Genomic DNA, 25015 nt, shown 5'->3' with positions numbered 1-25015 from the left:
GGACCCGGTTCCGGGCGCTGCGCGCCCGGTGCGCTCAAACGCCGCGCGGGCTGGATCGTGCCGCAGCGGAGCCAGGAGAAAAGCGGATGAACTCGGGCGCTACTGCCCCGTAGCGTTGGCTTTCATGGAACCACTGACCGAGAAGCAGATCCGTTCGTCCTTCGTGAACTGCACCAAGGGCGAGGCGGCCCGGCTGAAGCTCCCGCAGAACTTCGACGAACTCCCCTGGGAGGACCTCGACTTCCTCGGCTGGGTCGACCCGGGCGCCCCGCTGCGCGCCCACCTCGTGCGGCCCGGCGCCGACGGCGCACCCGTCGGCATCAGCCTGCGCGTGCCGGGAACCAACCGCACCAGCGCGCTGAAGTCCAGCGTCTGTCAGATATGCCTGACCGGCCACGCCGCCTCCGGCGTCTCCCTGCTCGTCGCCCCGCTCGCGGGCGCCCGCGGCCGGGAGGGCAACACCGTCGGGTTCTACGTCTGCGCCGACCTCGCCTGCTCCCTGTACCTGCGGGGCAAGCGGCAGCCGAAGCTGCGCGGCCGCGCGTACGAGGAGACGCTCACCCTGCAGGAGCGGGTCGAGCGCACCCTGGGCAACCTCGACGCCCTCACCGCCAAGGTCACGGCCGGACTCACAGCCGGACGAGACTGACCTCGGTCGCCTTCACGCTCGTCCACACCTTCGAGCCGTCGGCCAGGCCCAGTTCGGCGGCGGCCTCGGGGGTGATCTCCGCGACCAGGTCGGGCGCGTCGGCCGGGGCGACCAGCACGCGCAGCCGGCTGCCGACCGCGGTGATCTCCCGCACGGTCCCGGGCCAGACGTTGCGCGGGCTGCCGGCGGGCCGCTCGCGGTGCACCGACACCGCCTCGGGGCCGATGATCGCGAGCGCCGCATCCCCTTCGGGAAGCGCCTCGGCCACCACCAGCCGGACCCCGGTCGGCAGCACCAGCCCGTCGGCCGACGTGGTGCCCGGCCAGGCGTTGCGGCCCAGCATCCGCGCCACCCACGGAGACCGCGGGTGCCGGGTCACCTCGGCCGGCGGGGCGTCCTGCAGGGTGCGCCCGTCGGCGAGCACGAGCACGCGGTCGGCCAGCGACACTGCCTCGACCGGATCGTGCGTGACGATCAGGCAGACCCCGCCGAACCCCGCCAGGTGCGTGCGCAGCGTGTGCCGCACACGGGCCCGGGTCGCCTGGTCGAGCGCGGCCAGCGGTTCGTCGAGCAGCAGCAGCCGCGGCCGCGCGGCGAGAGCCCGGGCCAGTGCCACCCGCTGGGCCTGGCCGCCCGACAGCTGGGCGGGGCGGCGGGCCGCGAGGTGGCCGACGCCGAGCCGGTCCAGCCACAGCTGGGCCTCACGACGCGCCTCGGCCCGGGGCGCCCCCCGGGCGCGGAGCCCGTACGCGGTGTTGGCGAGCGCGCTGAGGTGCGGGAACAGCGCCCCGTCCTGCGGGACCCAGGCCACCTGCCGCCGGTGCGGGGGCAGCGCCGTGACGTCGGTGTCGCCGAGCCGGAGCTCGGCCCGGGCGCGCGGGGTCAGGCCGAGCAGGGCGCGCAGCAGCGTGGTCTTGCCCGCGCCGTTCTCACCGACCACGGCGATGGTCGTGCCGGGGGCGGCGTCGAGGGTGAGCTCGGTGAAGCCGGTGACAGTGGCGTGCAGCGGCCACCGTCCGGCGCCGTCCCCGGCGGAGTCGCCGTCCCCGGCGGTGACGCCGTCGACGGCGGGGCCGGCAGCGGTGCCGCGCCCGGTTTCGGCCGGCTGTTCGGAGTGCGCGGCGGCGGGCGGGGCGCCGGCGGGCCTGCCGGCGGCGGGGGTGCCGGTCCAGCGGCCGCGCAGGGCGATCAGTACGGCCATGGCGATCGCGAGGAGCAGCAGGGACACCGAGGTGGCGGCCTCCGGCCGGTCCTGGAGCAGCAGGTAGACCTGGAGCGGCAGGGTCTGCGTGGTGCCGGGCAGGTTCCCGGCGAACGTGATCGTCGCCCCGAACTCCCCGAGCGCACGCGCCCAGGTGAGCGCGGCCCCGGCCACGAGGCCGGGGGCCACCATGGGCAGGGTCACGGTGAAGAACACGCGGACGGGCGGGGCACCGAGCGAGGCGGCGGTCTCCTCGTAGCTCTGCTTCAGGCCGCCCAGGGCGCCCTCGAGGCTGATGACGAGGAACGGCATGGCGACGAAGGTCGCCGCGAGGACGGCGCCCGAGGTGTGGAAGGGGAGGGTGATGCCGAAGGCGTCCTCCAGCCAGGGCCCGAGCAGCCCGCGCCGGCCGAAGCCCAGCAGCAGCGCCACACCGCCGACCGTGGGCGGCAGCACCATCGGCAGCAGCACCAGCGAGCGGACGAACGCCTTGCCCTTGAACTCGACGCGGGCCAGCAGCCAGGCGAGCGGCACGCCGAGCAGCAGCGAGAGGCCCAGCGCCCACGCCGACACCAGCAGCGAGAGCCGCAGCGCCTCGACGGTGCCGGGGCTGGTCAGGTGGGTGCCGAGGTCGCCCCACGGGGTGCGGGTGAGGATGCCGACCAGGGGCAGCAGCAGGAACGCGACGGCGAGCAGCGCGGGCAGCGCCAGGGTCACGGGGGGCCGGGTGGGGGTGCGGTGTCTGCTCATGGGATTCCTGGCCGAAGGGTACGGGGACGGGGTGGTCACCGACGACGTGCCGAGAGGGCTGCCTGTCCCCCCGGACCAGGCAGCCCCTCTCGCTCCTGCCGGGCCGAAGCGGCCCCGGCAGGAGCCGGTCACGCCTTCTGGAAGCCCGCGTCCTGGAGGATCTTCTGCGCCTCCGGGCTGCTCAGCCAGGCCACGAACGCGGCCGCGGCCTCGGCGTTCTCGGACTGCTTGATCGTGGCGGCCGGGTAGGCGGCCACGGCGTTCTGGTCGTCCGGGATCTCCACGGTGTCGACCTTGTCGGCGGACTTGGCGGAGTCGGTCTTGTAGACGAGGCCGGCGTCGGCCTCGCCGAGCTCGACCTTGCTGAGGACGGCACGGACGTTGGGCTCCTGGGACACCGGCTTCACCTCGACCTTCTGGGCGTCGAGGATCTGCTTGCCGTAACGGCCCACGGGGACCTCGGGCGCGGCGAGCACGACCTTGATCTTGGTGTCGGCGAGGTCCTTGAGACCGGCGATCTTGAACGGGTTGCCCTTGCCGGTGGCGATGACGAGGCGGTTCCTGGCGATGACCGCCGGCTCGTTCGTCTCGGCCTTCAGGCCGTCCATCGTCTTGGTGTCGGCGGTGACCAGGGCGTCCGCCGGGGCGCCCTGCTTCACCTGGGCGGCGAGCTCCTGCGAGCCGGCGAAGGAGAAGGTGACCTTCGTACCCGGGTGGGCCTTCTCGTACGCGGCGCCGGCGGTCTTGAAGACGTCGGTGAGGGAGGAGGCGGCGAGCACGGTGAGGTTCGCGGCCTTGGGCTGCGCCGAGGCGGAGGAAGAGGCGCCCGATCCGGTGCTGCCGGCGGCCTCCTTCTCGCCGCTGCCGCTGCCGCAGGCGGACAGCGCGGGCACGAGCAGGGCGGCGGCCAGCGCAGCGGCCGCGGCGGTGCGGCGGTGCCCGGGGAGGGAGGTGAAGGACATGAGCAGGTGCTCCTCGGTCGGGTCGGCTGCCGGACGCGGGCCGGCTGCGCGGGGTGGCGACCCGCGCCGGTGACGGCGGAGCGGGCAAAGGGGGACGAGCGGCAGGAGGGGGCGGTGGTCCGGAGGGGACCGGTCCCCGATCCGGGAGGGCCGGCCGGTCAGGTGCGGGCGGTGTCCGGACCGGCGCCCGGCAGACCCGCCGCCTGCCCGGTGCTATTGGGCTGCATATGCGACACGGTAGGGCCATGTGGCGGGCATGTGCAATTCTCTTGGGTAGATACACATGGCACATGCGATGGGGCTGGGAGATTCCGCCAAAATGCGTTCCGCTTCGGGGCGCCCGGATCGCTAGAGTCGGAGCCATGGCTGATGACGCAACGGGCAAGGGTGCGGGCGCGGGCACGGAGACGGGAAGCGCGCGGGTGGACGCCTGGATCTGGTCGGTCCGGCTGACCAAGACCCGCTCGATCGCGGCGACCGCCTGTCGGGCGGGCCACGTGAAGGTCAACGGGGAGCGCGCGAAGCCGGCCCAGTCGGTGAAGGCGGGAGACGAGGTGCGGCTGTTCCACGCGGGGCGCGAGCGCATCGTGGTGGTCAAGCGACCGGTGACGAAGCGGGTGGGGGCGCCTGTGGCCGCCGAGTGCTTCGTCGACAACAGCCCGCCGCCGCCGACCGCCGTGGAGGCTGCGGCCGTCGGCATCCGCGACCGCGGAGCGGGCCGTCCGACGAAGCGGGACCGCCGGGAACTCAACACCCTGCGCGGCCGCTGACGGCCGCGCGGCGCGAGGCCGAAACCGGTGGCGAAACCGGCGCGCCGCGGTCCACCGTGCAGCGCATGAGCGATTGCCTGCGCGCTGGACCCGGGCGACCGTCCACCCCGACATGGGGGCCGACCCGGACGACGACCCCCCGCAGCAACGAGGACAGCCCGGACGGCGAGCTCGGGACCCTGAAGGAGCGGCCGGCCCCCGGTCGGTCCCGCCCTCGGCGATGTCGCTGCTCGGTGCTGCGGCACCTCGCCGAGGGGGAACGGGACGGGGGCGGTCAGGTCTTGCGGTAGCCGTACGCCTCCTCGGCTGCTGCGGCCACCGCGTCCAGATCGGCTCCCGTCGAGGCCGCCACCACCGCCGACACCGCGCCTTCCAGGAACGGGGCGTCCACCAGCCGGGCCCCCGGCGGCAGTTCCTCGTCGGCCAGCAGCGACTTCACCGTCAGCACCGCGCTGCCCAGGTCCGCGATCAGCGCGACTCCGGCCCCCCGGTCGACCTGCCGCACGGCCGCCGCGATCAGCTCCGCGCTCGTGCCCAGCGAGCCGTCCTCGGTGCCGCCCGCCGCGGCGACCGGAGCGACCGCCCCGCCCGCGGCCAGGCCCTTCGCCAGCTCCGCCACCGACTCCGCCACCCGCGCGCTGTGCGACACCAGCACGATCCCGACCTCCTGCCCGGTCATCCCGCCACCTCCGCCAGCGCCGCCAGGAGCAGCGCGGACGAGGTCGCCCCCGGATCCTGGTGGCCGATGCTGCGCTCCCCGAGGTAGCTGGCCCGGCCCTTGCGGGCCAGTATCGGCACCGTCGCCAGCGCGCCGCTCTCCGCCGCGTCCGCCGCCGCCCGGTACGAGGTGGACAGCCCCTCCAGCCCCGGGACCAGCGCGTCCAGCATCGTCTTGTCGCCCGGCGCCGCCCCGCCCAGCTGCGCGACCGCCCCGACGCCCGCGGACAGTGCCTCCCGCAGCGCCTCGTCGGACACCTCGGCGGCGTCACCGAGCTCCTTGCCGGTCCGCCGCAGCAGCGTCCCGTACAGCGGGCCCGACGCCCCGCCGACCGTGGAGATCAGCGTCCGGCCCGCCAGTTGGAGCACCGCCCCCGGCGTGCCGGGCGGCTCGCCCTCCAGGGCGGCCTGCACCGCCGTGAAGCCGCGCAACAGGTTGCTGCCGTGGTCGGCGTCCCCGATGGGGGAGTCGAGCTCGGTCAGCCGGTCGGCCTCGCGCTCCACGGCGGCCGTCGCCGCGGCCATCCAGCGCCGGAAGAAGTCTGCGTCACGCATCCCGGATCTCCTCGCCCCGCTCGTCCCGCTGCCGCACCCCGTCCCCTCAGCATCCCCAGCGCAGCGCCGCGGTCCGCACCGGCGCGTCCCACAGCCGCACCAGCTCCTCGTCCGCGCGGCACACCGTCACCGAACAGCCCGCCATGTCCAGCGAGGTGACGTAGTTCCCCACCAGCGAGCGCGCCACCTGAACGTTCCGCGCGCCCAGCGCGGCGGCCACCTCCGCATGGAAGCCGTACAGCTCCAGCAGCGGGGTCGCCCCCATGCCGTTGACGAGGAGGAGCACCGGGGCGTCGGCGGGCCCCACCTTCGCCACCTCCTCCATGACGGCGGCCACCGCGGTCTGCGCGATCTCCCGCGCCGGCATCATCGGCCGCCGCTCGCGGCCCGGCTCGCCGTGGATGCCGATGCCCAACTCCAGCTCGCCGTCCGGGAGCTCGAAGGTCGGGCTGCCCTTCGCCGGCGTCGTGCACGCGCTCAGCGCCACGCCGAAGCTGCGCGAGGACTCGTTGACGCGGCGGGCGAGCGCCGCGACCCGCTCCAGCGGGGCGCCCTCCTCGGCGGCCGCCCCGGCGATCTTCTCCACGAAAAGGGTGGCGCCGGTGCCGCGGCGTCCCGCCGTGTACAGGCTGTCCATGACGGCGACGTCGTCGTTGACCAGCACCTGCTCGATGCGCACGCCCTCGTCCTCGGCGAGCTCGGCGGCCATCTCGAAGTTCAGCACGTCGCCGGTGTAGTTCTTCACCACGAACAGGACGCCCTGGCCGCTGTCCACGGCCTTCGCGGCCCGCAGCATCTGGTCGGGCACCGGGGAGGTGAACACCTCGCCGGGACACGCGGCCGACAGCATGCCGAGGCCGACGAACCCCGCGTGCAGGGGCTCGTGCCCGGAGCCGCCGCCCGAGACCAGGCCGACGCGGCCGCCCTCGCGCGCGTCGCGCCGTACGACGACCCGCTTGTCGACGTCGACCTCCAGCTCGGGATGGGCCGCAGCCATTCCGCGCAGGGCGTCGGCGACGACGGTCTCGGCACTGTTGATCAGCATCCTCATGTGCATCTCCCGGGGTGAGGGCGGCGGGTGCGTATGCCCGTCGGCGACCGGAAGCGAGCCTATGCGCCGCGCCGCGCACCGTCACGTAACCGCCACGCAAGGTGACCCCGGAGCCGGAGCGCCCCGCGCGGGCTCAGCCCGCGTGGACGTGCGGGCGGCGGCTGCGGTCCGGCTCGGCCTCCCGCAGCACCTCGCGGGTGACGGGTGCGACCTCGCCCTGGCCGAAGAGGAAGAACCGCAGGAAGTTCGTGAGCGGGTTGCCCTCGGTCCACTCGAAGTAGATGTGCGGACGCTGCCCGGTCTCGTCCCGCACGTGCAGCAGCAGCGCGGCGAGGGCGTTCGGCACCGTGGAGCTCTCGAGGGTCAGCACGCGGTAGCGGCCGTGCAGCACCTCGCCGCGCACCCGCAGATTCGACTCGAACTCGGACGGGTCGAGCACGGTGACCTCGACGAACAGGACGTCGTCGCCCGCAGGGATGTCGTTGTCGGCCCGTATCTGGTCGACCTTGTCCCGGTACTCGGCCTCGTCGCGGCTGTCCGGCTCGTTGGCGATGAAGCGGATGGTGCGGTTGGCGGTGTCGCGGACGAACCGCTGGGCCATGGTGTCGAGTTCCACGTCGGTGACGCGCAGTTCGAAGATGCGGGCCAGGCGCGAGAGGAGCGACAGGGCCATGATGCCGGCGATGAAGCAGGCGCCGATCTTCACACCGTCGGGGCGTTCGACGACGTTGACGGCGGTCGTGTACACGAACACCGCGGAGATGACGCCGAAGCCGATGGTCCAGCCGCGCTCGCCGCTCCGGTGGGCGGCGATGGTCACGGCGACGGCCGCCGAGGTGATCAGGACGAGGACACCGGTGGCGTACGCGCCGCCCTGCGCGTCCACGTCGGCGTGGAACAGCCAGGTGACCAGGAACGCGACCAGGGTGAAGACGATCACCATGGGGCGCAGGGCCCGCGCCCAGTGCGGAGCCATGCCGTACCGGGGCAGGTAGCGCGGCATCAGGTTCAGCAGTCCGGCCATGGCGGAGGATCCGGCGAACCACAGGATCAGGATGGTCGATATGTCGTAGACGGTGCCGAAGGCGGAGCCCAGATGTTGGTGGGCCAGATAGGCCAGGGCGCGGCCGTTGGCCTCGCCGCCCGGCTGGAACTCGTCCGCCGGGATCAGCAGCGTGGTGACGAAGCTGCTGGTGATGAGGAAGACGCTCATGATCACGGCGGCGGTGGTCAGCAGCTTCTTGGTGCCGCGGATCCGGCCTGCGGGCCTGTCCTCGGTGTCCTCGCGGTCGCCCTGGACGTGCGGCATGACCGCCACGCCGGTCTCGAAGCCGGACAGGCCCAGCGCCAGCTTGGGGAAGACGACGAGCGCGATGGCGATCATCATGAACGGGTTGCCGTGCTCGGCGGTCAGCGCCTGCGTCCAGTCGCCGATGACGTGCGGCTCGGACAGCACCTGCCAGAGGCCGACGGCGATGACGACGACGTTGAGCGCGAGGTAGGAGCCGACCAGGACCATGGCCAGGCCGATGGCCTCGCTGAACCCCTTGAGGAACACCGCCCCCAAGAGGGCCACGAGCAGCAGGGTGATGACCACCTCGTGCCCGTGCAGCGTGCCCGTGAGGTGCGGGTTCTCCACCAGGTGGGCGGTGGCGTCCGCGGCGGAGAGGGTGATGGTGATCAGGAAGTCGGTCGCCGCGAACCCGAGCAGGGTCAGCACGAACAGCTTTCCCTTCCAGAACGACAGCAGCCGCTCCAGCATGGCGATCGAGCCCTCGCCGTGCGGGCTCTCCTCGGCGACCCGCCGGTAGACCGGCAGGGCCCCCAGCAGGGTCAGCACCACCAGCACGATCGTCGCCAGCGGGGAGAGCAGCCCGGCAGCGAGCGCCGCGATGCCCGGCTGGTAGCCGAGGGTGGAGAAGTAGTCGAGGCCCGTCAGGCACATCACCCGCCACCACGGCCGGCCGTGGTCCTCGACCGGCTCCGGGTCCTGCGGGCGGTGCGCGGCGCGCTGCTTGGCGTGCTGGTCGGTCAGCCCTTCCAGCAGCCACGCCCTGAAGCGGGTCGTCCGGGTGGGGGTGGCCATCGGGGGTACTCCTCTGTACGGCTCGGATCCGGCCATCGGTGCGACGGCTGGGCAAGCGTACGGAACCGGATCATCCACCCGTTCCCGCCCCCGGGCGGCCCGGCGGGGGCGGGAACGGCCGGACCGATCGGCGCCGCACGCGCCGAAGCGACCTCGACAAGGGCTCCGAGCTGGGCTGATGCCGTGCACGGGGGCGTAGCGACGCCCGCTCCCGGTGGGCTGCGGCGGCCCGGCCTTGACGCTTCCTTGACGCCCCCCTAGCGCTTCCTTGACGGGTGTCGTGCACCACACCGCCCGACGCGCGGCGCCGTTTTGTTCGAGCGCGTGTTCGAGGGGCGCGTTAGGCTGGATCCATGCGCGCCACCCAGAGTCTCCACGGCCTCCAGGGCTCCCTCTTCGACCAGGGCGAGGAGATCGGCCTCGGCCCGCTGACGGGCCTGCGGCGCACCGCGCTCGGCGCCGGTGCCTGGGTCGACCGGCTGCCCGGCTGGCTCACGGGGGCCGACGCCCTCTTCGAGCACCTCGCCGCACAGGTGCCCTGGCGGGCCGAGCGCCGGCACATGTACGAGCGCGAGGTGGACGTCCCGCGCCTGCTCGCCTTCTACGACGAGGGCGCCCCCCTGCCCCACCCCGTCCTCACCGACGCCCGCGAGGTCCTCACCCGGCACTACGCCGAAGAGCTCGGCGAGCCCTTCGCCACCGCCGGGCTGTGCCTCTACCGCGACGGCCGCGACAGTGTCGCCTGGCACGGCGACCGCATCGGCCGCTCCGCCACCGAGGACACCATGGTCGCGATCGTCTCCGTCGGCGATCCCCGCGACCTCGTCCTGCGCCCCCGGGGCGGCGGTCCCACCCTGCTGCGCCTGCCGCTCGGCCACGGCGACCTCGTCGTCATGGGCGGCTCCTGCCAGCGCACCATGGAGCACGCCGTGCCCAAGTCCACGCGCGCCGTCGGCCCCCGCATCAGCATCCAGTACCGCCCGCGGGGCGTCCGCTGAAGCCGCTCGCCGCCGGGCGCCGGCGCCCAGGGTGCCTACGCCCCGGGCGCTGAAGCCCTGCGCGTCAGTCAGTAGCCCCAGACGCTCAACTCCGTGATGCCGGCGAACACGTGCTCCCAGGCCTGGCCGCCCGGCTCGTCGGTGTCCACCGAGACCGGCTCCAGCTCCGCCGCCTCGCTCAGGAACGCGGCGTGGCCCGGCTCGCCGTCCCACGGGTCCCAGCAGGCCCCCATGAACCGGTAGACCGCCTCCAGCAGCCGGACGAACGTCTCGGTGTCCCGGGCGAGGGGGAACGGCCCGTCGCCGTCCCGGACCATCGACACCGCGCCCGTCTGCGGGTGGACCAGGACCGGACCGCCGTCGTACCCGAACTCGAACGTGCCCAGGTGCAGCAGCCCCGCGGCATCGGGCTGCGGGTCGCGCGGCCCCGACGCCGTCCACGCCGGCTTGAAGGAGGCCACCCCCACCGCCCAGTACGCGGGCAGGCCCGCCGTGGCGATCAGCTCGCGCGTCGGCCGGTGGGTGAGCGCCTCCGGCTGCCGCGCCTGCGGTACCCGCACCACCCCGTCCGCGCCGAAGGCCGCCTCCAGGCGGGCCGCGTCCAGCGGCGTCCGGTAGGGCGCGGGGCCGGCGAACCACGGCTCCCCGGGGCCCCAGGAGGCGCTTTCCGCCGCGCCGGAAGCGTCCGGCGCGCCGGTGGGCGCCGCGGTGCTGCCCCGCTCCAGTACGGCGAGCCCGCGGGCTTCGACCAGCAGGAAGCGGTCGCCGCCGAGCGGCGCGAGCTCCTCCCAGGTGTCCGGGGTGTGCAGCCCGTCCTCGCCCTCCGGGTCGAAGAGGAACGGCCCGTCCGGGTCGTAGTGCTCCTCGCGCGGGGTGGCCTCGCCCTGCGCCGGCTCCGGCGACGGGCCGCCGGTTGCCGCGTCGAACCACCGCTGCTGCGTCCACAGCGAGGAGACCTTGACGAGGACCCGGCCATCCGCGGTGTCGAACAGCTCGGCGGAGGCGTCCCCGCTGAGGTTCGGCTGGGCCCGGAAGGCGCCTACCGGCCGCCACCAGGCCCAGACCGTCCGCCACGGCATGTCCGGCTCGGCGGCCGCCACCGCATCGGCGTAGGAGTCGTGTCCCAGCACCTTCGCGGCGAAGTGCAGCCACGAGGCGAACTCCGCCCGCGGCACCTGCGCCCCGGCGAGCACCGCACTCGCCTGGGCGAAGACCTCGCGGCCCGCCCCGCCGCCGGAGTCCGGCAGTTCGAGCAGCTCCGTCAGCTCGGCGGGCCCGGTTTGAAGGACGGCGGCGGGGGAGGCGAAGAAGGCGTCAAGATCGTCACGAGGCATGGAGGACATGGTGCCAGCCGCCTCCGACAGCCGGCCGCGGGGCCGCAGGTCCGCGCCGGGCGCACATCCCACCGGCGCCGGCCGGCCCCGGTCACCTGCCCGCTGCCTCCCCGGCCGGGGCCGCGGAGGTCCGCGCCGGGGCGGTCCCGAGGCCGGCCGAGGCCGCCGACGCCGCCGCCCGGAGCGCCCGCAGGGCCAGCAGCAGGATCCCGATGTCGTCGAGGTACACCGGATCCGGAAGCAGGTCCACCGGCGAGACCGTGTAGACCACGGCCAGCCAGAACAGCGCCTTGTCCCGCAGCGGAACCCCCGCGTCGAGCAGCAGGCGCCGCGCCCTGACCACCCGTACGAGCAGCACCGCGGCCGCGGCCGCCAGCCCGAGGGCGAGCGCCGCGGCGAGGACCAGCCAGACCGTCGTGTCCATGCGTCCCCTATACCCCGTCCCGCCCCGCACCCCGCCCTGCCGCCGGCCGCCGCGCCGCCCGCGGGCCCGCTCGGCCGTCAGGCCTGCGCACGCAGCCGCCGGCTGACCTCGCCCAGCCCTTCGGCGATCGCGTCGAGCTGCTCCGGCGTCAGGACGTCGATGAGCGCCTCCCGTACGGCCGCCACGTGCCCGGGGGCCGCCTCGTCCAGGCGGGCGCGCCCCGCCTCCGTGAGGACCGCGAAGACCCCGCGCACATCCGAGGCGCAGCTGCGGCGGCGGACCAGCCCCGCCTTCTCCAGTTGGGTGACCTGGTAGGTCAGGCCGCTCTTGGAGTTGATCAGGCCATTGGCCAGATCGGTCATCCGCAGCTCGTGGTCCGGGGCCGCCGAGAGCCGTACGAGGATCTCGTACTGGGGGTGCGAAAGCCCGGCCTCGTCCTTGAGCTGCTGGTCGAGACGGCGGTTCACCAGCGCCGAGGCGGCCAGGAAGCCGCGCCAGGCGTGCATCTCTCGATCGTCGAGCCATCTCGTTTCAGCCATGCGCTCCAGGGTACCGGGTTGTTCGAATTTGAATCAATCGGTACTGTCAGGTCGGTCGGCAGGTTCGAATTTGAACAACCCTGCCACGTACCACCTCCCTCTCCCGCCGAGGGCCGCCTGACCGGAAGGAATCCCCATGACCAGCCCCTCCGCCACCGCGACGGAGCCGCAGGCCGCCACCCCGGCCGCCGCACCCCTCGCGCTGTCCACCCCCGCCCACGACACCGGGCTCCTGCTGCTGCGCCTGGTCCTCGGCCTGACCATGGCCGCCCACGGCTCCCAGAAGCTCTTCGGCTGGTTCGGCGGCGGCGGGATCAGCGGCACCGGACAGTTCTTCACCGCCAGCGGCTACCCGGCGGGCGAGGCCATGGCCGTCGTCGCCGGCCTGGCCGAGACCCTCGGCGGCCTCGGCCTCGCCGCCGGCCTGCTGACGCCGCTCGCCGGCGCCGCCGTCGTCGGCACGATGATCAACGCGATCGCGGTGCACGGCACCGGGTCGTTCTTCGCACCCAAGGGCATCGAGTACGAGCTGCTGCTGACCGCGGGCGCCGCCGCCGTCGCGCTCACCGGCCCCGGCCGCTACGCCGTCGACCGCCTGCTGCCCGTGCTGCGCGGCCACCGCCTGGCCCACGGCGCCCTCGCCGTCGCCCTCGGCGTCGTCCTCGCGGTCGCCACGCTCCTCGTCCGCACCTAGGTGCTCCGGCCGGTGCGGTGCACCGCCCCGCGGCGCCCCGCACCGGGCGCCGCGGGGCGGCCGGACCTTCCGGCCCCGGCACGGTCAGGACCCTCCACGAGCCGCGGCAGTGCGCTGATTGGGTCCCCTCATTCGGGGGAACAGCGCACAAATGACACAACCCATCGAAGACTACGCAATCATCGGCGACCTGATGACCAGCGGGCTCGTCGGCCGTGACGGGTCCATCGACTGGCTGTGCCTGCCGCGCTTCGACTCGGCGGCCTGCTTCGCCGCGCTCCTCGGCGGCCAGGAGAACGGCCACTGGCGCATCGCCCCCGCAGCGGCCGCCGACGGCGCCCCCTGCACCCGGCGCGCCTATGTGGACGGCACCCTCGTCCTGGAGTCCTACTGGGACACCCCGGACGGCGGCTCGATCAAGGTCGTCGACTTCATGCCGCAACGCGACAAGGCCCCCGACGTCATCCGCATCGTCGAGGGCCTGTCCGGCGAGGTCACCGTCCGCAGCACCCTGCGCCTGCGCTTCGACTACGGGCACGTCGTGCCGTGGGTCCGCCGCTGCGACGGCCACCGCGTCGCCGTCGCCGGACCCGACTCCGCCTGGTTCCGCAGCGAACCGCCCGTGCGCACCTGGGGCGAGGACAACAGCACGCGCTCCGAGTTCACCGTCGCCGCCGGCGAACGCGTCGCCTTCGTCCTCACCTGGCACCCCTCGCACGAACCGCGCCCCGAGCCCGTGGATCCGTACACGGCTCTGGAGCAGAGCCTCGCCGACTGGCGGGACTGGACCGGCCAGTGCCGCTACGAGGGCCCCTACAAGGAGGCGGTGATCCGCTCCCTGGTCACCCTCAAAGCCCTCACCTACGCGCCCACCGGCGGCATCGCCGCGGCCGCCACCACCTCCCTGCCCGAGGAGATCGGCGGCGTGCGCAACTGGGACTACCGCTTCTGCTGGCTGCGCGACTCCACCCTGACCCTCGGCTCCCTCCTCGCCACCGGCTTCCTCGACGAGGCCCGCGCCTGGCGCGAATGGCTGCTGCGCGCCGTCGCCGGCGACCCCGCAGACCTGCAGATCATGTACGGCATCGGCGGCGAGCGGCGGATCCCGGAGGCCGAGCTGCCGTGGCTGAGCGGCTACGCCTACTCCGCGCCCGTCCGGATCGGCAACGCGGCCGTGAACCAGCTCCAGCTCGATGTGTACGGGGAGGTCCTGGACTCCCTGCACCTGGCGAGGTCCGCCGGGCTGCCCGCCGAGCGGCACAGCTGGCGGATCCAGCTCGCCCTGCTGGACTTCCTGGAGCACAACTGGCGCCGACCCGACGAGGGCCTGTGGGAGGTCCGCGGCCCGCGCCGGCACTTCGTGCACTCCAAGGTCATGGCGTGGGTGGCCGCCGACCGCGCCGTGCGCACCCTGGAGAACGACCCCTCCGAGCGCGGCGACGTGGACCGCTGGAGGGCCATGCGGGAGGCCGTCCACCGCGACGTCTGCGAGAACGGCTACGACCCCGTGCGCAACACCTTCACGCAGTCCTACGGCTCACAGGAGCTGGACGCCGCCACCCTGCTCATCCCCAGGGTCGGCTTCCTCCCGCCCGACGACCCCCGCGTCGTCGGCACCGTCGACGCCGTCCGCGCCGAGCTCGGCAGCAGCGGCCTGGTGCGCCGCTACAGCACCGAAGGCGCCTCGGTGGACGGGCTGCCCGGATCCGAGGGAGCCTTCCTGGCCTGCTCCTTCTGGCTCGCGGACGCCCTGCACATGACCGGCCGCGAGAAGGAGGCCCGCGAGCTCTTCGAACGGCTGCTGGAGGTCCGCAACGACGTGGGCCTGCTCGCCGAGGAGTACGACCCCGCGGCCCGGCGCCAACTGGGCAACTTCCCGCAGGCGTTCAGCCACGTCGGCCTGGTGAACACCGCCCTCACCCTCGGCCTCGGCAGCGGCCCGGCGAGCGCCGCGGCACGCTGAACGGCGGGGCCGGCCGCAGGCGCCCGCGCCCGCGGCCGGCCCCGCCGGCCGGTTGTTCCCGAAGAGGTCCTGCTAGGCGGGTGCGCCCTCGCCGACGGCGATCCCGGAGACGGCACCGGTTGCGAGCCCGGTCTCCGCGCCGGCCAGGGCCGCGGCCCCGGCGGCCTCGTCGGCGGTCTCGTCCTCCGGCACGCTGACCAGCCAGCGGGTGTCCTGCCGCGGCCGCAGGTACAGCGCCCAGTAGAGCGTCGCCGCAGCGGTGATCCCGCCCGTCCACAGCAGGTACTGGGTCTCCTGCTGGGTCAGGATGTACCCGAGGACGGCGATCAGCGCGATCGGAACCGCCGGCCACAGCGGCATCCGCCACGCGGCCACCTCGCGGTGCGCCCCGCGCCGGGCGAACAGCGCGGCCACCGCGACCAGCAGGTACATGCCGGTCACCGAGACGCCCGTGACGCCGTACAGCGTGTCGAGGTTGACGAAGCACAGCGCCGCACCCGGGACGCCGACCACCAGGGTGGCCACCCACGGCGAGCCGAACCGGCCCAGCTTGGACAGCGCGTTGTTGACCGGCTCGGGCCAGGCCTTGTCGCGGGCGGAGGCGAACAGCACGCGAGAGTTCTGGATCACCATGACGATGCCGGCGTTGATGATGGCCAGCGCGACGCACAGGCTGACGAAGGTGCCCACGGCCGAGTTCGACCAGGCGGTCACCATCCCGCCGAGGTCGCCCTCGGCCAGCGCGCCCAGGTCCGGGGCGCCCACGGTGATGGCGATCACCGGAACCAGGATCACGGCGGTGGAGATGGCCAGCGTGGCGAGGACCGTGCGGGCCACGTTGCGGCGCGGGTTCTCCAGCTCCTCCGACAGGTAGACGGCGGTGGAGAAGCCCTGGGTGACGAACAGGGCGATCGCGAGGCCGGAGACGACCATCATCGCGGTCACGGGCGAGGACGCGCCGTTCTCGCCCGCGGCGACGCCGTGCACCAGCGCGTCCGCACCCCGCTCGCCGTGCGCGAACCCGAGGACGGCGACCAGCGCGGCGGCCACGACCTCCAGGACCAGGAAGATGCCGGTGATCCAGGCGTTGGCCCGCAGGTCCAGCAGGCCGGCCAGGGTGGCGAGCAGCATCACGCCGCCGCCCGCGACGGGGGCCGGTATGTGGACGATCGGCGCGAGGTAGTCGGCCGTGCCCATGGCGATCACGGGCGGCACGATCATCACCACGAGCAGGGACAGGACGAACACCAGCCAGCCGGCGAGCCGGCCCGCCAGCGTGGAGACCATCGCGTACTCGCCGCCCGCGCTGGGGATCAGGGTGCCGAGCTCGGAGTAGCAGAACGCCACCGCGATGCAGAGCAGCGAGCCGATGGCGATCGTCAGGGCGGTCCACGTACCGAGGTCGGCGAACAGGTCGGGCACGACCACGAACAGGGTCGAGGCGGGCGTCACGCACGAGAGGGTCAGCAGGGTCCCGCCGACGACGCCGATGGAACGCTTGAGCTTCTGGGGGGTGGGGCCGGTGGCCGGCGCGAGGGCCTGCGGGGCGCTGATCGTTTCAGTCATCGGTGCGGGGTTCCGATCGGCAGATGCGGTGAGCTGAGAGAACGGGAGCGGTATCGCCTCCGGGGCGGTGGTGTGCAGAGATGTTCGGTTGCTCCCGGGCCGACATGGAATCCCCGGGGGATCCGCAGGTCAAGAGTCCACCGCCTGCGGATTCCATCGTTCCGCTGGATGTCGGGAGGCCTTCGGCGACGTTAAGGCCGCGTAAATGCTGCGCGGTGTCCTCGTACGGGAACCGCAGCCGGGCGCGCGCAAATTTTCTTCCGCTTTGCCGATGTGTGGCCGCCGCGACACCGCAGCGGAGGAAGACGATCACCGCCGCCCGCAGACGGCCGCCACCGCCGCCGCAGGCTCACCGCCGCCGGCCCGGGGCGGCCGGCCGGGACGCCAGCAACAGCGCCACGTCGTCCGGCCGGTCCGCGCTGCCGTCCACCTCGCCGACCAGCCGGTCGGCCGTCTCCGTCAGCGGCGACGGCCGGGCCGCCGCCAGCGTCGCCCGAAGCCGCTCCACACCGGCGTCGAAGTCCCGGCCCGGCGTCTCCACCAGCCCGTCCGTGTACAGGGCCAGCACCGCCCCCGGAGCCAGCTGCAGCCGCGTCACCGGGTACACCGCATCGGCGTCCACCCCCAGGACCACCCCGCCCGGCAGGTCCAGCACCTCCGCCCGCCCGTCCGGATGGCGCAGCAGCGGCTGCGGATGCCCCGCCCGCACCGCCTGCGCCGCGCCCGAGACCGGGTCGAGCAGCACGTAGCAGCAGCTGGCGAACTGCCCCGGGTCCAGATCGATCAGCAGCCGGTTCGTCCCCGACACCACTTGGTCGGGGGCGTTCCCGCTCAGCGCGAAGGCCCGTACGGCGCTGCGCAGCTGGCCCATCGTCGCCGCGGCCGCCACCCCGTGGCCCTGCACGTCCCCGATCACCAGCGCCAGCCGGCCCGTACCGGCCTCGACCACGTCGTACCAGTCGCCGCCCACGTCCATCCCCGTCGTGCCCGGCAGGTACCGCCCCACCGTCTCCACGTGCTCGCGCACCGGCAGCCGGTGCGGCAGCAGCGCCGACTGCAGCCCGCGCGCCAGCGCCGCCTCGGAGTCGTAGCGCTGGGCCCGCTCCAGGGCCTGCGCGATCAGCCCGGCCAGCGCCGTCAGCACCGTCCGCTCCTCCGGGGAGAACCCGCGCGGCGTGTCGAAACCGAGGATGCACGACCCCACCGGACGGCCCGATGCGATCAGCGGCAGGAACGCCCGCGCCCCGACGTGCGCGTCCAGCGGGATTCCCGGATAGGCGGCCGCCAGGTGCTCCATCGACTCGAAGAAGATCGGCCGGCCCGTGGTCAGCGTCTCCACGCCCGGCAGCCGCGCGTCCAGCCCCACCCCGTCGAACCGGTCCAGGAACCCCCGCGGGAACCCCGTCTCCCACGCCAGGTGCAGGTGCCGCTCGTTGAGCAGGTAGATCGCCAGCTGGCGGCCGCCGAACGCCGGCAGCAGCTCCTGCGTGACCACCGCCGACACCTGCCGGGCCGTGACCGCCCCCGTCAGCGCGATCGCCAGCGCCACCGGCCGGTACAGCGCCGAGGCCCGGTCCGCCGGAGAACCCAGTCCCGTCGGTGAACGGGCGCCCGTCGGCGCACCCGGGCCCCCCGGCGCACCCGCGCCCGCCGGAGCACCCGCACCTGCGCCCGCCGCAGCACCCGCACCCGCGCCCGCCGCCGAGCCGGGCCCCGCCCCCGGCCGGCCCGCCGCATCGGGCGCATAGGGCGGCTGGTCGCTCGCACCGATCAGCACCGTCACGCCGTCCGGACCCGGATACAGCTCCACCGACACCCATTCCGCGTGCGGCGGCCGGCCCCTCCGGGCCGGGAAGGCCACCGGGTCCCCGGCGATGAACACCGCCCGCAAGTGGTCCTCGTACGCCGGCTGGCCCAACCACGGCACCGCCTCCCACAGCACCCGCCCCCGCAGGTCCGGCCCGCCCAGGCCCAGCAGCGCCGCGGCCCCGTTCGCGTAGCGGATCCTGCCCGCGCGGTCCACCGACAGCACCGCCTGCGGCAGCCGCTCCACCGCCTCGCGCGCCCCCTGCGCCCGCCCCGCCGGAGCCACCGGCACCGGATCGCCGTTCCACACCACCGGATCCCCGGCCGCGACCAGCGCCCCCAGCTCCCCGGCCAGCCCCTCCGCCGCCGCCCGCAGCCGCGCCCGGTCCCGGGGCCCCACCGCGGCGCCCGGCGTCGCGGGCCGCATCACCCACAGCACCCCGAACCGCTCGGGCCCGGCGGACAGCGGCTCGTACAGCGACCCGAACGGGAACGGCAGTCCCGCCATCAGCTGGGGGAAGCGCTGCATCGCCGACTCGGCGTCCGGCAGGTGCACCGACTGCCCGCTGCGGTACGCCTCCGCGACCGGATAGGGACGGTTGACGCCCATCCGCCACCAGGGGCGGAACAGCTGCGCCGGGAGCCCGGTCACCACCGCCAGCAGCAGCAGCCCCTCGGTGCCCGAGCGCAGGTAGACCCCGCCGGCGAACCCGCCCAGCTCCCGCACCGCGTCGACCGTCGCCTGCACGAGCACCCGGGCCATGGCGTCGCCGGCCGGGCCGCGCTCCGGTCTCGCCGTCACACAGTCAGCATGCCCCCGCCCCGCCCGGCGCTGCATCCCCGAGCCGGACTTTCTCCCGGGACCCCGCCACCACCGCGGCCGCCGCCACCTCAGCGGCCCGGGAAGTGCGGATCCCCTGTGGAAACGCGGGGCCGGCCCGGCCGTACGGCCGGGGGAGAGCCCGTACGGCACGCGGCACGGCCCGGCCGCCCGGCACACCGTCGGACACCCCGGACGCCGTACGCACTGGCCCGAACGCTTCCCCGTCCGGGGGACGCGCCCGTGCCCGCGCCGACGCCCGGCCGCACACCGGGGCACCCTACGCACGCGTCCCCCCGGCCACGGAAGGCAGAGCATGCGGTTCCAGTACGACACCATCGGCGAGCGCTTCGTGGAGTCCAAGAGCACGGCGGCCTTCTCGGCGGCCGACACCCACACCCTGCTCGGGGCGCTCGACGCCCTCGGCGGGGTACGCGGGCTCGACACCCTCGACCTGGCCTGCGGACACGGACACAACACCCGGCTGCTCGCCCGCGGCGGAGCCCGGCGCACCGTCGGCGTGGACATCTCCGAGAAGATGATCCGCCTGGCCCGCGCCCACGGCACCGAGGCCGGCCCCCTCACAGCGCAGGCCGGAGCCGGTGCGGCCGCCGAGGCCGCCGACGCCGACGCCCGCCTCCGCGCCCGCATTTCGTACGTGGTCGCCGACGCGGCCGAGCTGCCCCGGATGGGCCCCTTCGACCTGGCCACCGCCGTCTACCTGTTCGAATACGCGCCCGATCGGGCCGCCCTGCACGCCATGTTCCGCTCCATCCGCGCCAACCTGCGCGACGGCGGCCGCCTGCTGGCCATCGTCCCCAACCCCGGCGCCTTCCCGCACGTCGACTGGTCGCCGTACGGCGTCCGGATCGTCGACCGCGTCCCCGAAGGCGACGTACCGCTGCTCAAGGCGCAGTTCCTCACCGAACCCTCCGTCGACTTCGAGTTCCGCGAATGGGCGCACGCCGACTTCGCCGAGGCCGCCGTCGAGGCCGGCTTCAGCACCGTCGGCTGGCAGCCCAGCCGCACCCCGCCCGCGGACGAGACGCGCGACGAGGCCTACTGGACCGCGTACAAGGCCTGCCCCGTCAGCTCTCTCATGACGTGCACGGCCTGACCACCCCTGCGCTCGCGGGCCCTGCTCGGCCCGCACCGGCCCTCTCCCGCCCTCAGCGCCTTCCCCGCCTTCCGGGCCACCGCCCCGCGCGGACCCCTGCGGGCCCGGCCCGGCGGCCGCGTCACCCGTCGGCCGCTGCGGCCCGGATCAGCTCCACGATCCGCTCCCGCGCCGCCCGCCCCTCCGGCACCGGCAGCAGCGGGTACCCGTGCGGCAGCCCCGGCTCCTCGTGGAACTCCACCTCCGCACCCGCGCCCCTGGCCCGCCGCAGCAACTCGCGGCTGTCCGTGCTCAGCACGTCCCGGGTACCGGTGAACACCGTCATCGGGGCCAAGCCGCGGAACGAGCCGTGCAGCGGGCTGACCCGCGGGTCGTCGGCCGCCAGCGTCCCCGCGTACAGGCGGCCCGCCTCCAGCAGCCCCGGCCGCGCCTGCACCGGATCGTCCGCCTCCAGGGCCGCCTGGTCCGGATGGCTCATCGTCAGGTCCACCCACGGGGAGATCAGCACGATCCGGGACGGCTGGGCGCCCGTACGGTCGCGCAGCCGCTGCGCGGCGGCCAGCGCCAGCCCGGCCCCGGCCGAATCGCCGATGAGCACCGTCCCGCCCGCCCCGCCGGCCTCGATCAGGCCGCTCAGCAGGTCCGCGGCCACCGGAACCGTCCGGTCCGCGGTGCCCCGCGGCGCCAGGATGTACGCGGGCACCACCACCCGGGCCTGCGCCTGCGTGACCAGCGTCCGGATCATCGCCCAGTGCGGCCGGACCAGCTCGTGGATGTACCCGCCGCCGTGCACGTACAGCACACTGGCCGCCGGCTCGGCCCCGCGCGGGCACACGTCGTACACCGGCCACGCCCCGACGAAGGTGCGGGATATCTCCGCGACCCGGCCCAGCGACCGCGGCGGAAGGTGCGACGCCGGCCGGCGGGCCGACTCCGCCACCCTGGCGTGCACCGCCTCGGCACTCGCGAACCGTCTTCGCCGCCCCGCCGCGATCAGCGCGACCGACAGCGCCCTGCTGCGCAGACTCGGCACGCCCCACACCTCCCCGATCCCTGCCCCGACCACGGCCTCTTGCGCAGGCCACAGCCCTTCACGTGAGGAGCATAGGCGTGAAGCTGGGCTGTCGACCCGCTTAAGAAATCCTCGATGGACTGATCACCGCCGCTCTCGGCAGATTGGTCCTGTCGATCCGCCGCACCCGTCACTTCGGTCGCGGTGCCCCCTGCACATGCCTGGAGCCACCTCATGAAGGCACTCGTCAAGCACAAAGCCGAACCCGGGCTGTGGCTCATGGACGTCCCCGAGCCGGAGTACGGCGCCGGCGATGTGCTGATCAAGGTGCTCCGCACCGGCATCTGCGGCACCGACCTGCACATCCGCTCCTGGGACGGTTGGGCGCAGGGCGCCGTCAAGACCCCGCTCGTCCTCGGCCACGAGTTCGTCGGCGAGGTCGCCGCGGTCGGCAGCGACGTCCGCGACATCGAGGTCGGCGCCCTGGTCAGCGGCGAGGGCCACCTCGTGTGCGGCAAGTGCCGCAACTGCCTGGCCGGCCGCCGCCACCTGTGCCGCAGCACCGTCGGCCTCGGCGTCGGACGCGATGGCGCCTTCGCCGAGTACGTCGTCCTGCCCGCGCAGAACGTGTGGGTGCACCGCACCGCCGTCGACCTGGACGTCGCGGCGATCTTCGACCCGTTCGGCAACGCGGTCCACACCGCGCTGTCCTTCCCGCTGGTCGGCGAGGACGTCCTGATCACCGGGGCCGGGCCGATCGGCATCATGGCCGCCGCCGTCGCCAAGCACGCCGGTGCGCGCAACGTCGTCATCACCGACGTCAGCCCCGAGCGCCTGGAGATCGCCCGCAAGGCGGGCGCCACGCTCGCCCTCGACGTGTCGCAGAAGACGATCGCCGACGCACAGGCGCAGCTCGGGCTGCGCGAGGGCTTCGACGTCGGCCTGGAGATGTCCGGCCGCGCCGAGGCGATGCGCGACATGATCGACAACATGACGCACGGCGGCAAGATCGCCATGCTGGGCCTGCCGGCGCAGGAGTTCCCGGTGGACTGGGCGAAGATCGTCACCTCGATGATCACGATCAAGGGCATCTACGGCCGTGAGATGTTCGAGACCTGGTACGCGATGACGGTGCTGCTGGAGGGCGGGCTCGACCTCAGCCCCGTCATCACCGGCCGCTACTCGCACCGCGACTTCGAAGCCGCCTTCGACGAGGCGGCCACGGCCCGCAGCGGCAAGATCATCCTGGACTGGACGTCCTGACCGGGGGCCGCTGCCCGGCCTGATCGGGCCGGCAGGTCGGCTGGTTGGCCCGGCTGGCCGGCCGGCTGGCCGGCCGTCGCGGTCGGTCCGCTGGCCGTCTCGGCAGGTCGGTCGTCCGGCTGGCCGTCTCGGTCGGTCGGATCGGGCGGTCGGATCGGTCGGTCGGATGCGGAGCATCCGGGCCGACCAGGGCCGTCCGGGCCGTTCCATACAGACCACCTCCCTCCGGCCGGGCCCCGCCAACCCTCCCCCCTCCGCGGGGCCCGGCCCCCCCTTCCTCTCCCTCCGCCCTCTTCTTCCGCCCTTCCTTCCTTCCTCCCTCCCTCTCCCTCCGCCGCACGAGGAGAAAGCGAGCACCGCACCATGTTCGAGACCGTCCGCGAAGACCTTCGCGCCACCCTCGACGAGATCCGCTCCGCGGGCCTGCACAAGCCCGAGCGCGTCATCGGCACCCCGCAGAGCGCCGCCGTCGCCGTCACCGCGGGCGGCACCCCCGGTGAGGTGCTCAACTTCTGCGCCAACAACTACCTCGGCCTCGCCGACCACCCCGAGGTCGTCGCCGCCGCCAAGGACGCCCTCGACCGCTGGGGCTACGGCATGGCGTCCGTCCGCTTCATCTGCGGCACCCAGGAGGTGCACAAGGAGCTCGAGGCGCGCCTGTCCGCGTTCCTCGGCCAGGAGGACACGATCCTCTACTCCTCCTGCTTCGACGCCAACGGCGGCGTCTTCGAGACCCTGCTCGGCGCCGAGGACGCGGTGATCTCCGACGCCCTCAACCACGCCTCCATCATCGACGGCATCCGCCTCTCCAAGGCCCGCCGCTTCCGCTACGCCAACCGCGACATGGCCGAGCTCGAGGCCCGCCTGAAGGAGGCCACCGAGGGCGGCGCGCGCCGCAAGCTGATCGTCACCGACGGCGTCTTCTCCATGGACGGCTACGTCGCGCCCCTCACGGAGATCTGCGACCTCGCCGACCGCTACGACGCCATGGTCATGGTCGACGACTCCCACGCCGTCGGCTTCGTCGGCCCCGGCGGCCGCGGCACCCCCGAGCTGCACGGCGTCATGGACCGCGTCGACATCATCACCGGCACCCTCGGCAAGGCCCTCGGCGGCGCGTCCGGCGGCTACGTCGCCGCCCGCGCCGAGATCGTCGAGCTGCTGCGCCAGCGCTCGCGCCCGTACCTCTTCTCGAACTCCCTCGCCCCCGTCATCGCCGCTGCCTCCCTGAAGGTCCTCGACCTGCTGGAGTCGGCCGGCGACCTGCGCGAGCGCCTCGCGGACAACACGAAGCTCTTCCGCACGAAGATGACCGAGGCCGGTTTCGAGATCCTGCCCGGCGACCACGCCATCGCCCCCGTCATGATCGGCGACGCGGCCGAGGCCGCCCGCATGGCGGAGCTCCTGCTGGAGCGCGGCGTGTACGTGATCGGGTTCTCGTACCCGGTCGTCCCCATGGGCCAGGCGCGCATCCGCGTGCAGCTCTCCGCCGCCCACTCGACCGCGGACGTCGAGCGCGCCGTCGCCGCCTTCATCGACGCCCGCGCGGCTCTCGGTGCTGCTCAGGGCTGACATCATGGAGGGGTGATCGACCCCCGCCGGCTGCGCATCCTGCGGGCCGTGGCGGACCACCGTACGGTGACCGCCGCGGCCGCCGCCCTGTACCTCACCCCCTCCGCCGTCTCCCAGCAGCTCGCGGCGCTGGAGCAGGAGACGGGGCACGTGCTGCTGACCCGCAGCGGCCGGGGCGTGCGGCTGACCGCGGCCGGCGAGATCCTGCTCGGCCACGCCCACGAGGTCCTGGCCCAGCTGGAACGCGCCGAAGCCGAGCTCGCCGCCTACGCGGGAGGCTCCGCGGGCGAGGTCACCGTCGCCGCCTTCGCCACGGGCATCGCCGAGGTCCTCGCCCCGGCCATCACCCGCCTCGCCCACGACCACCCCGGCATCCGGCTGCGCGTGCGGGACGCCGAGGGCGACGAGAGCCTGCCGCTACTGCTCGACGGCGAAGCCGACGTTGCTCTCGCCGTCGAGTACCGCGGCGCCCCCGGCGCCGACGACGGCCGTCTGTCCGTCATCCCGCTGTACGCCGAGCCCTTCGACGCGGTGCTCCCGTCGGGGCACGCGCTGGCCGACCTGCCCGAGATTGCCTTGGCCGACCTGTCGGACGCGGACTGGGTGGGGCAGTATCCCGGGAACCCGTGCCACGACGTGACGCTGACCGCCTGCGAGCTGGCGGGCTTCCAGCCGCGGTTCCTGCACTCCTCCGACGACTTCCGGGCCGTCACGGCCCTGGTCGGCGCGGGTGCCGGGGTGGCCCTGGTCCCGCGGTCGGCCCTGCACGGCATGGACCTCAAGGAGGTCCAGGTCCGCCCGGTCTCGGGCCCGGCGGCAACCCGCCGCGTCTTCGCCGCGACCCGGCGAGGGGCGGAAGCACACCCGCTGATCGCACCGGTCCTGGCCGCGCTGCGGAGGGAGGCCGGGAGACTGCCGGCTCATTGAGGCGACGGGGAGCGGAGGGGGCCCGGCCGACCAAGCCCCACGCCGGGCCGGCGGAGGGGGCGACCGGCGCCCCCCGAACCGAGGCGCGCAGCAACTGGGCCGAGGGCTTGGATGACGGGTCACGGTCGACCGGCGTCGGAGGACGTCCGGGGGCGTCCCGGCCGCCCATTGTCCTTTCGGTTCGCGCCGGCCCGTCAAGGGCGCTCCCTTCGGTCGCGTCGCTTCGCGATGTCGCTACG

21 protein-coding genes are annotated in these 25015 nt (G+C 74.2%); 9 read left to right on the top strand and 12 right to left on the bottom strand.

Going from position 1 to position 25015, the window contains the following annotated elements; translation table 11 throughout:
* Nucleotides 1–124 precede the first annotated feature (124 nt).
* Nucleotides 125–649, top strand: coding sequence for an FBP domain-containing protein (locus tag AB0953_RS11660; protein ID WP_366859247.1), 525 nt, complete (start codon nucleotides 125–127; stop codon nucleotides 647–649).
* Here AB0953_RS11660 and AB0953_RS11655 read toward each other — a convergent pair.
* Together AB0953_RS11655 and modA are read right to left on the bottom strand one after the other, a co-directional pair.
* A complete protein-coding gene (locus AB0953_RS11655) occupies nucleotides 630–2600 on the bottom strand; it encodes an ABC transporter permease (protein ID WP_366859246.1) in 1971 nt (656 codons plus the stop codon). The genes AB0953_RS11660 and AB0953_RS11655 overlap by 20 nt on opposite strands.
* 128 nt (nucleotides 2601–2728) lie before the next feature.
* Nucleotides 2729–3562 (bottom strand): molybdate ABC transporter substrate-binding protein, encoded by an 834-nt coding sequence (modA, locus tag AB0953_RS11650; RefSeq protein ID WP_366859245.1) that lies wholly within the window; start codon nucleotides 3560–3562, stop codon nucleotides 2729–2731.
* Between the two features lie 362 nt (nucleotides 3563–3924).
* Here modA and AB0953_RS11645 point away from each other — a divergent pair, with 362 nt between their 5' ends.
* A complete protein-coding gene (locus AB0953_RS11645) occupies nucleotides 3925–4332 on the top strand; it encodes an RNA-binding S4 domain-containing protein (protein ID WP_366859244.1) in 408 nt (135 codons plus the stop codon).
* A gap of 274 nt (nucleotides 4333–4606) precedes the next feature.
* Here the strand turns inward: AB0953_RS11645 and AB0953_RS11640 are convergent, their stop codons facing one another.
* The 4 genes from AB0953_RS11640 to AB0953_RS11625 form a co-directional block, all read right to left on the bottom strand.
* Nucleotides 4607–5011: a PTS fructose transporter subunit IIA gene (locus tag AB0953_RS11640; RefSeq protein ID WP_366859243.1), complete on the bottom strand. Its 405-nt coding sequence runs from the start codon at nucleotides 5009–5011 to the stop codon at nucleotides 4607–4609.
* On the bottom strand, nucleotides 5008–5604 hold the full coding sequence (dhaL, locus tag AB0953_RS11635; protein WP_366859242.1) for a dihydroxyacetone kinase subunit DhaL: 597 nt from the start codon (nucleotides 5602–5604) through the stop codon (nucleotides 5008–5010). The genes AB0953_RS11640 and dhaL overlap by 4 nt, the downstream gene beginning before the upstream one ends.
* 46 nt (nucleotides 5605–5650) lie before the next feature.
* Nucleotides 5651–6655, bottom strand: a complete 1005-nt coding sequence (gene dhaK, locus AB0953_RS11630; RefSeq protein WP_366859241.1) for a dihydroxyacetone kinase subunit DhaK — start codon at nucleotides 6653–6655, stop codon at nucleotides 5651–5653.
* Nucleotides 6656–6788: 133 nt separating this feature from the next.
* A complete protein-coding gene (locus tag AB0953_RS11625) occupies nucleotides 6789–8741 on the bottom strand; it encodes an amino acid transporter (RefSeq protein WP_366859240.1) in 1953 nt (650 codons plus the stop codon).
* A 353-nt stretch (nucleotides 8742–9094) separates the two neighbouring features.
* On the opposite strand from AB0953_RS11625, the gene AB0953_RS11620 reads away from it, so the two are divergent.
* Entirely contained in the window at nucleotides 9095–9739 is a 645-nt protein-coding gene (locus AB0953_RS11620) for an alpha-ketoglutarate-dependent dioxygenase AlkB (RefSeq protein ID WP_366859239.1), read from the top strand.
* 68 nt (nucleotides 9740–9807) lie between these two features.
* On the opposite strand, the gene AB0953_RS11615 is transcribed toward AB0953_RS11620, so the two are convergent.
* The 3 genes from AB0953_RS11615 to AB0953_RS11605 form a co-directional block, all read right to left on the bottom strand.
* On the bottom strand, nucleotides 9808–11073 hold the full coding sequence (locus AB0953_RS11615; RefSeq protein WP_366859238.1) for an SUKH-4 family immunity protein: 1266 nt from the start codon (nucleotides 11071–11073) through the stop codon (nucleotides 9808–9810).
* A gap of 91 nt (nucleotides 11074–11164) precedes the next feature.
* Nucleotides 11165–11497, bottom strand: coding sequence for a YkvA family protein (locus tag AB0953_RS11610; protein WP_366859237.1), 333 nt, complete (start codon nucleotides 11495–11497; stop codon nucleotides 11165–11167).
* Nucleotides 11498–11574: 77 nt separating this feature from the next.
* Nucleotides 11575–12036 carry a MarR family transcriptional regulator gene (locus AB0953_RS11605; RefSeq protein WP_366859236.1) on the bottom strand — a complete coding sequence of 154 codons (462 nt, stop codon included), beginning with the start codon at nucleotides 12034–12036 and terminating at the stop codon, nucleotides 11575–11577.
* Nucleotides 12037–12172: 136 nt separating this feature from the next.
* Between AB0953_RS11605 and AB0953_RS11600 the strand changes: the two genes are divergently transcribed.
* Nucleotides 12173–12730: a DoxX family protein gene (locus AB0953_RS11600; RefSeq protein ID WP_366859235.1), complete on the top strand. Its 558-nt coding sequence runs from the start codon at nucleotides 12173–12175 to the stop codon at nucleotides 12728–12730.
* Between the two features lie 151 nt (nucleotides 12731–12881).
* Complete coding sequence (locus AB0953_RS11595; RefSeq protein ID WP_366859234.1) at nucleotides 12882–14693, top strand: glycoside hydrolase family 15 protein; 1812 nt, start codon at nucleotides 12882–12884, stop codon at nucleotides 14691–14693.
* Nucleotides 14694–14765: 72 nt separating this feature from the next.
* Here the strand turns inward: AB0953_RS11595 and AB0953_RS11590 are convergent, their stop codons facing one another.
* Nucleotides 14766–16259 (bottom strand): APC family permease, encoded by a 1494-nt coding sequence (locus tag AB0953_RS11590; protein ID WP_366859233.1) that lies wholly within the window; start codon nucleotides 16257–16259, stop codon nucleotides 14766–14768.
* Between the two features lie 349 nt (nucleotides 16260–16608).
* Nucleotides 16609–18903: a SpoIIE family protein phosphatase gene (locus tag AB0953_RS11585; RefSeq protein ID WP_366859232.1), complete on the bottom strand. Its 2295-nt coding sequence runs from the start codon at nucleotides 18901–18903 to the stop codon at nucleotides 16609–16611.
* A 298-nt stretch (nucleotides 18904–19201) separates the two neighbouring features.
* Here AB0953_RS11585 and AB0953_RS11580 point away from each other — a divergent pair, with 298 nt between their 5' ends.
* A complete protein-coding gene (locus AB0953_RS11580; RefSeq protein WP_366859231.1) occupies nucleotides 19202–20002 on the top strand; it encodes a class I SAM-dependent methyltransferase in 801 nt (266 codons plus the stop codon).
* A gap of 121 nt (nucleotides 20003–20123) precedes the next feature.
* Here AB0953_RS11580 and AB0953_RS11575 read toward each other — a convergent pair whose 3' ends face one another.
* The gene (locus AB0953_RS11575) at nucleotides 20124–21035 is read right to left on the bottom strand and encodes an alpha/beta hydrolase fold domain-containing protein (protein WP_366859230.1); all 912 of its coding nucleotides are present in this window, start codon (nucleotides 21033–21035) and stop codon (nucleotides 20124–20126) included.
* A 213-nt stretch (nucleotides 21036–21248) separates the two neighbouring features.
* Here AB0953_RS11575 and tdh point away from each other — a divergent pair, with 213 nt between their 5' ends.
* The 3 genes from tdh to AB0953_RS11560 all read left to right on the top strand — a co-directional run bounded on the left by tdh (nucleotide 21249) and on the right by AB0953_RS11560 (nucleotide 24776).
* Nucleotides 21249–22277 (top strand): L-threonine 3-dehydrogenase, encoded by a 1029-nt coding sequence (gene tdh, locus AB0953_RS11570; RefSeq protein ID WP_366859229.1) that lies wholly within the window; start codon nucleotides 21249–21251, stop codon nucleotides 22275–22277.
* Between the two features lie 363 nt (nucleotides 22278–22640).
* A complete protein-coding gene (locus AB0953_RS11565; protein WP_366859228.1) occupies nucleotides 22641–23849 on the top strand; it encodes a glycine C-acetyltransferase in 1209 nt (402 codons plus the stop codon).
* A gap of 12 nt (nucleotides 23850–23861) precedes the next feature.
* Nucleotides 23862–24776 (top strand): LysR substrate-binding domain-containing protein, encoded by a 915-nt coding sequence (locus AB0953_RS11560; protein ID WP_366859227.1) that lies wholly within the window; start codon nucleotides 23862–23864, stop codon nucleotides 24774–24776.
* The last annotated feature ends 239 nt before the right edge of the window (nucleotides 24777–25015 follow it).

The organism is Streptomyces sp. NPDC046866 (assembly GCF_040704625.1).
In the GTDB taxonomy this organism is placed as follows: domain Bacteria; phylum Actinomycetota; class Actinomycetes; order Streptomycetales; family Streptomycetaceae; genus Streptomyces.
The sequence above is the reverse complement of the archived record's forward strand: the minus strand, read 5'-3'. Positions and strand labels throughout refer to the sequence as shown.

What these genes read in the sequence shown, in the direction of transcription:
- AB0953_RS11605 (WP_366859236.1), bottom strand. Translation starts at nt 12,036, where the DNA reads ATGGCTGAAACGAGATGGCTCGACGATCGAGAGATGCACGCCTGGCGC.
- AB0953_RS11645 (WP_366859244.1), top strand. Translation starts at nt 3,925, where the DNA reads ATGGCTGATGACGCAACGGGCAAGGGTGCGGGCGCGGGCACGGAGACG.
- tdh (WP_366859229.1), top strand. Translation starts at nt 21,249, where the DNA reads ATGAAGGCACTCGTCAAGCACAAAGCCGAACCCGGGCTGTGGCTCATG.
- AB0953_RS11660 (WP_366859247.1), top strand. Translation starts at nt 125, where the DNA reads ATGGAACCACTGACCGAGAAGCAGATCCGTTCGTCCTTCGTGAACTGC.
- AB0953_RS11580 (WP_366859231.1), top strand. Translation starts at nt 19,202, where the DNA reads ATGCGGTTCCAGTACGACACCATCGGCGAGCGCTTCGTGGAGTCCAAG.
- AB0953_RS11615 (WP_366859238.1), bottom strand. Translation starts at nt 11,073, where the DNA reads ATGCCTCGTGACGATCTTGACGCCTTCTTCGCCTCCCCCGCCGCCGTC.
- AB0953_RS11600 (WP_366859235.1), top strand. Translation starts at nt 12,173, where the DNA reads ATGACCAGCCCCTCCGCCACCGCGACGGAGCCGCAGGCCGCCACCCCG.
- AB0953_RS11585 (WP_366859232.1), bottom strand. Translation starts at nt 18,903, where the DNA reads ATGCAGCGCCGGGCGGGGCGGGGGCATGCTGACTGTGTGACGGCGAGA.
- AB0953_RS11565 (WP_366859228.1), top strand. Translation starts at nt 22,641, where the DNA reads ATGTTCGAGACCGTCCGCGAAGACCTTCGCGCCACCCTCGACGAGATC.
- AB0953_RS11620 (WP_366859239.1), top strand. Translation starts at nt 9,095, where the DNA reads ATGCGCGCCACCCAGAGTCTCCACGGCCTCCAGGGCTCCCTCTTCGAC.
- AB0953_RS11610 (WP_366859237.1), bottom strand. Translation starts at nt 11,497, where the DNA reads ATGGACACGACGGTCTGGCTGGTCCTCGCCGCGGCGCTCGCCCTCGGG.
- AB0953_RS11625 (WP_366859240.1), bottom strand. Translation starts at nt 8,741, where the DNA reads ATGGCCACCCCCACCCGGACGACCCGCTTCAGGGCGTGGCTGCTGGAA.
- AB0953_RS11640 (WP_366859243.1), bottom strand. Translation starts at nt 5,011, where the DNA reads ATGACCGGGCAGGAGGTCGGGATCGTGCTGGTGTCGCACAGCGCGCGG.
- AB0953_RS11590 (WP_366859233.1), bottom strand. Translation starts at nt 16,259, where the DNA reads ATGACTGAAACGATCAGCGCCCCGCAGGCCCTCGCGCCGGCCACCGGC.
- dhaL (WP_366859242.1), bottom strand. Translation starts at nt 5,604, where the DNA reads ATGCGTGACGCAGACTTCTTCCGGCGCTGGATGGCCGCGGCGACGGCC.
- AB0953_RS11595 (WP_366859234.1), top strand. Translation starts at nt 12,882, where the DNA reads ATGACACAACCCATCGAAGACTACGCAATCATCGGCGACCTGATGACC.
- AB0953_RS11655 (WP_366859246.1), bottom strand. Translation starts at nt 2,600, where the DNA reads ATGAGCAGACACCGCACCCCCACCCGGCCCCCCGTGACCCTGGCGCTG.
- dhaK (WP_366859241.1), bottom strand. Translation starts at nt 6,655, where the DNA reads ATGAGGATGCTGATCAACAGTGCCGAGACCGTCGTCGCCGACGCCCTG.
- modA (WP_366859245.1), bottom strand. Translation starts at nt 3,562, where the DNA reads ATGTCCTTCACCTCCCTCCCCGGGCACCGCCGCACCGCCGCGGCCGCT.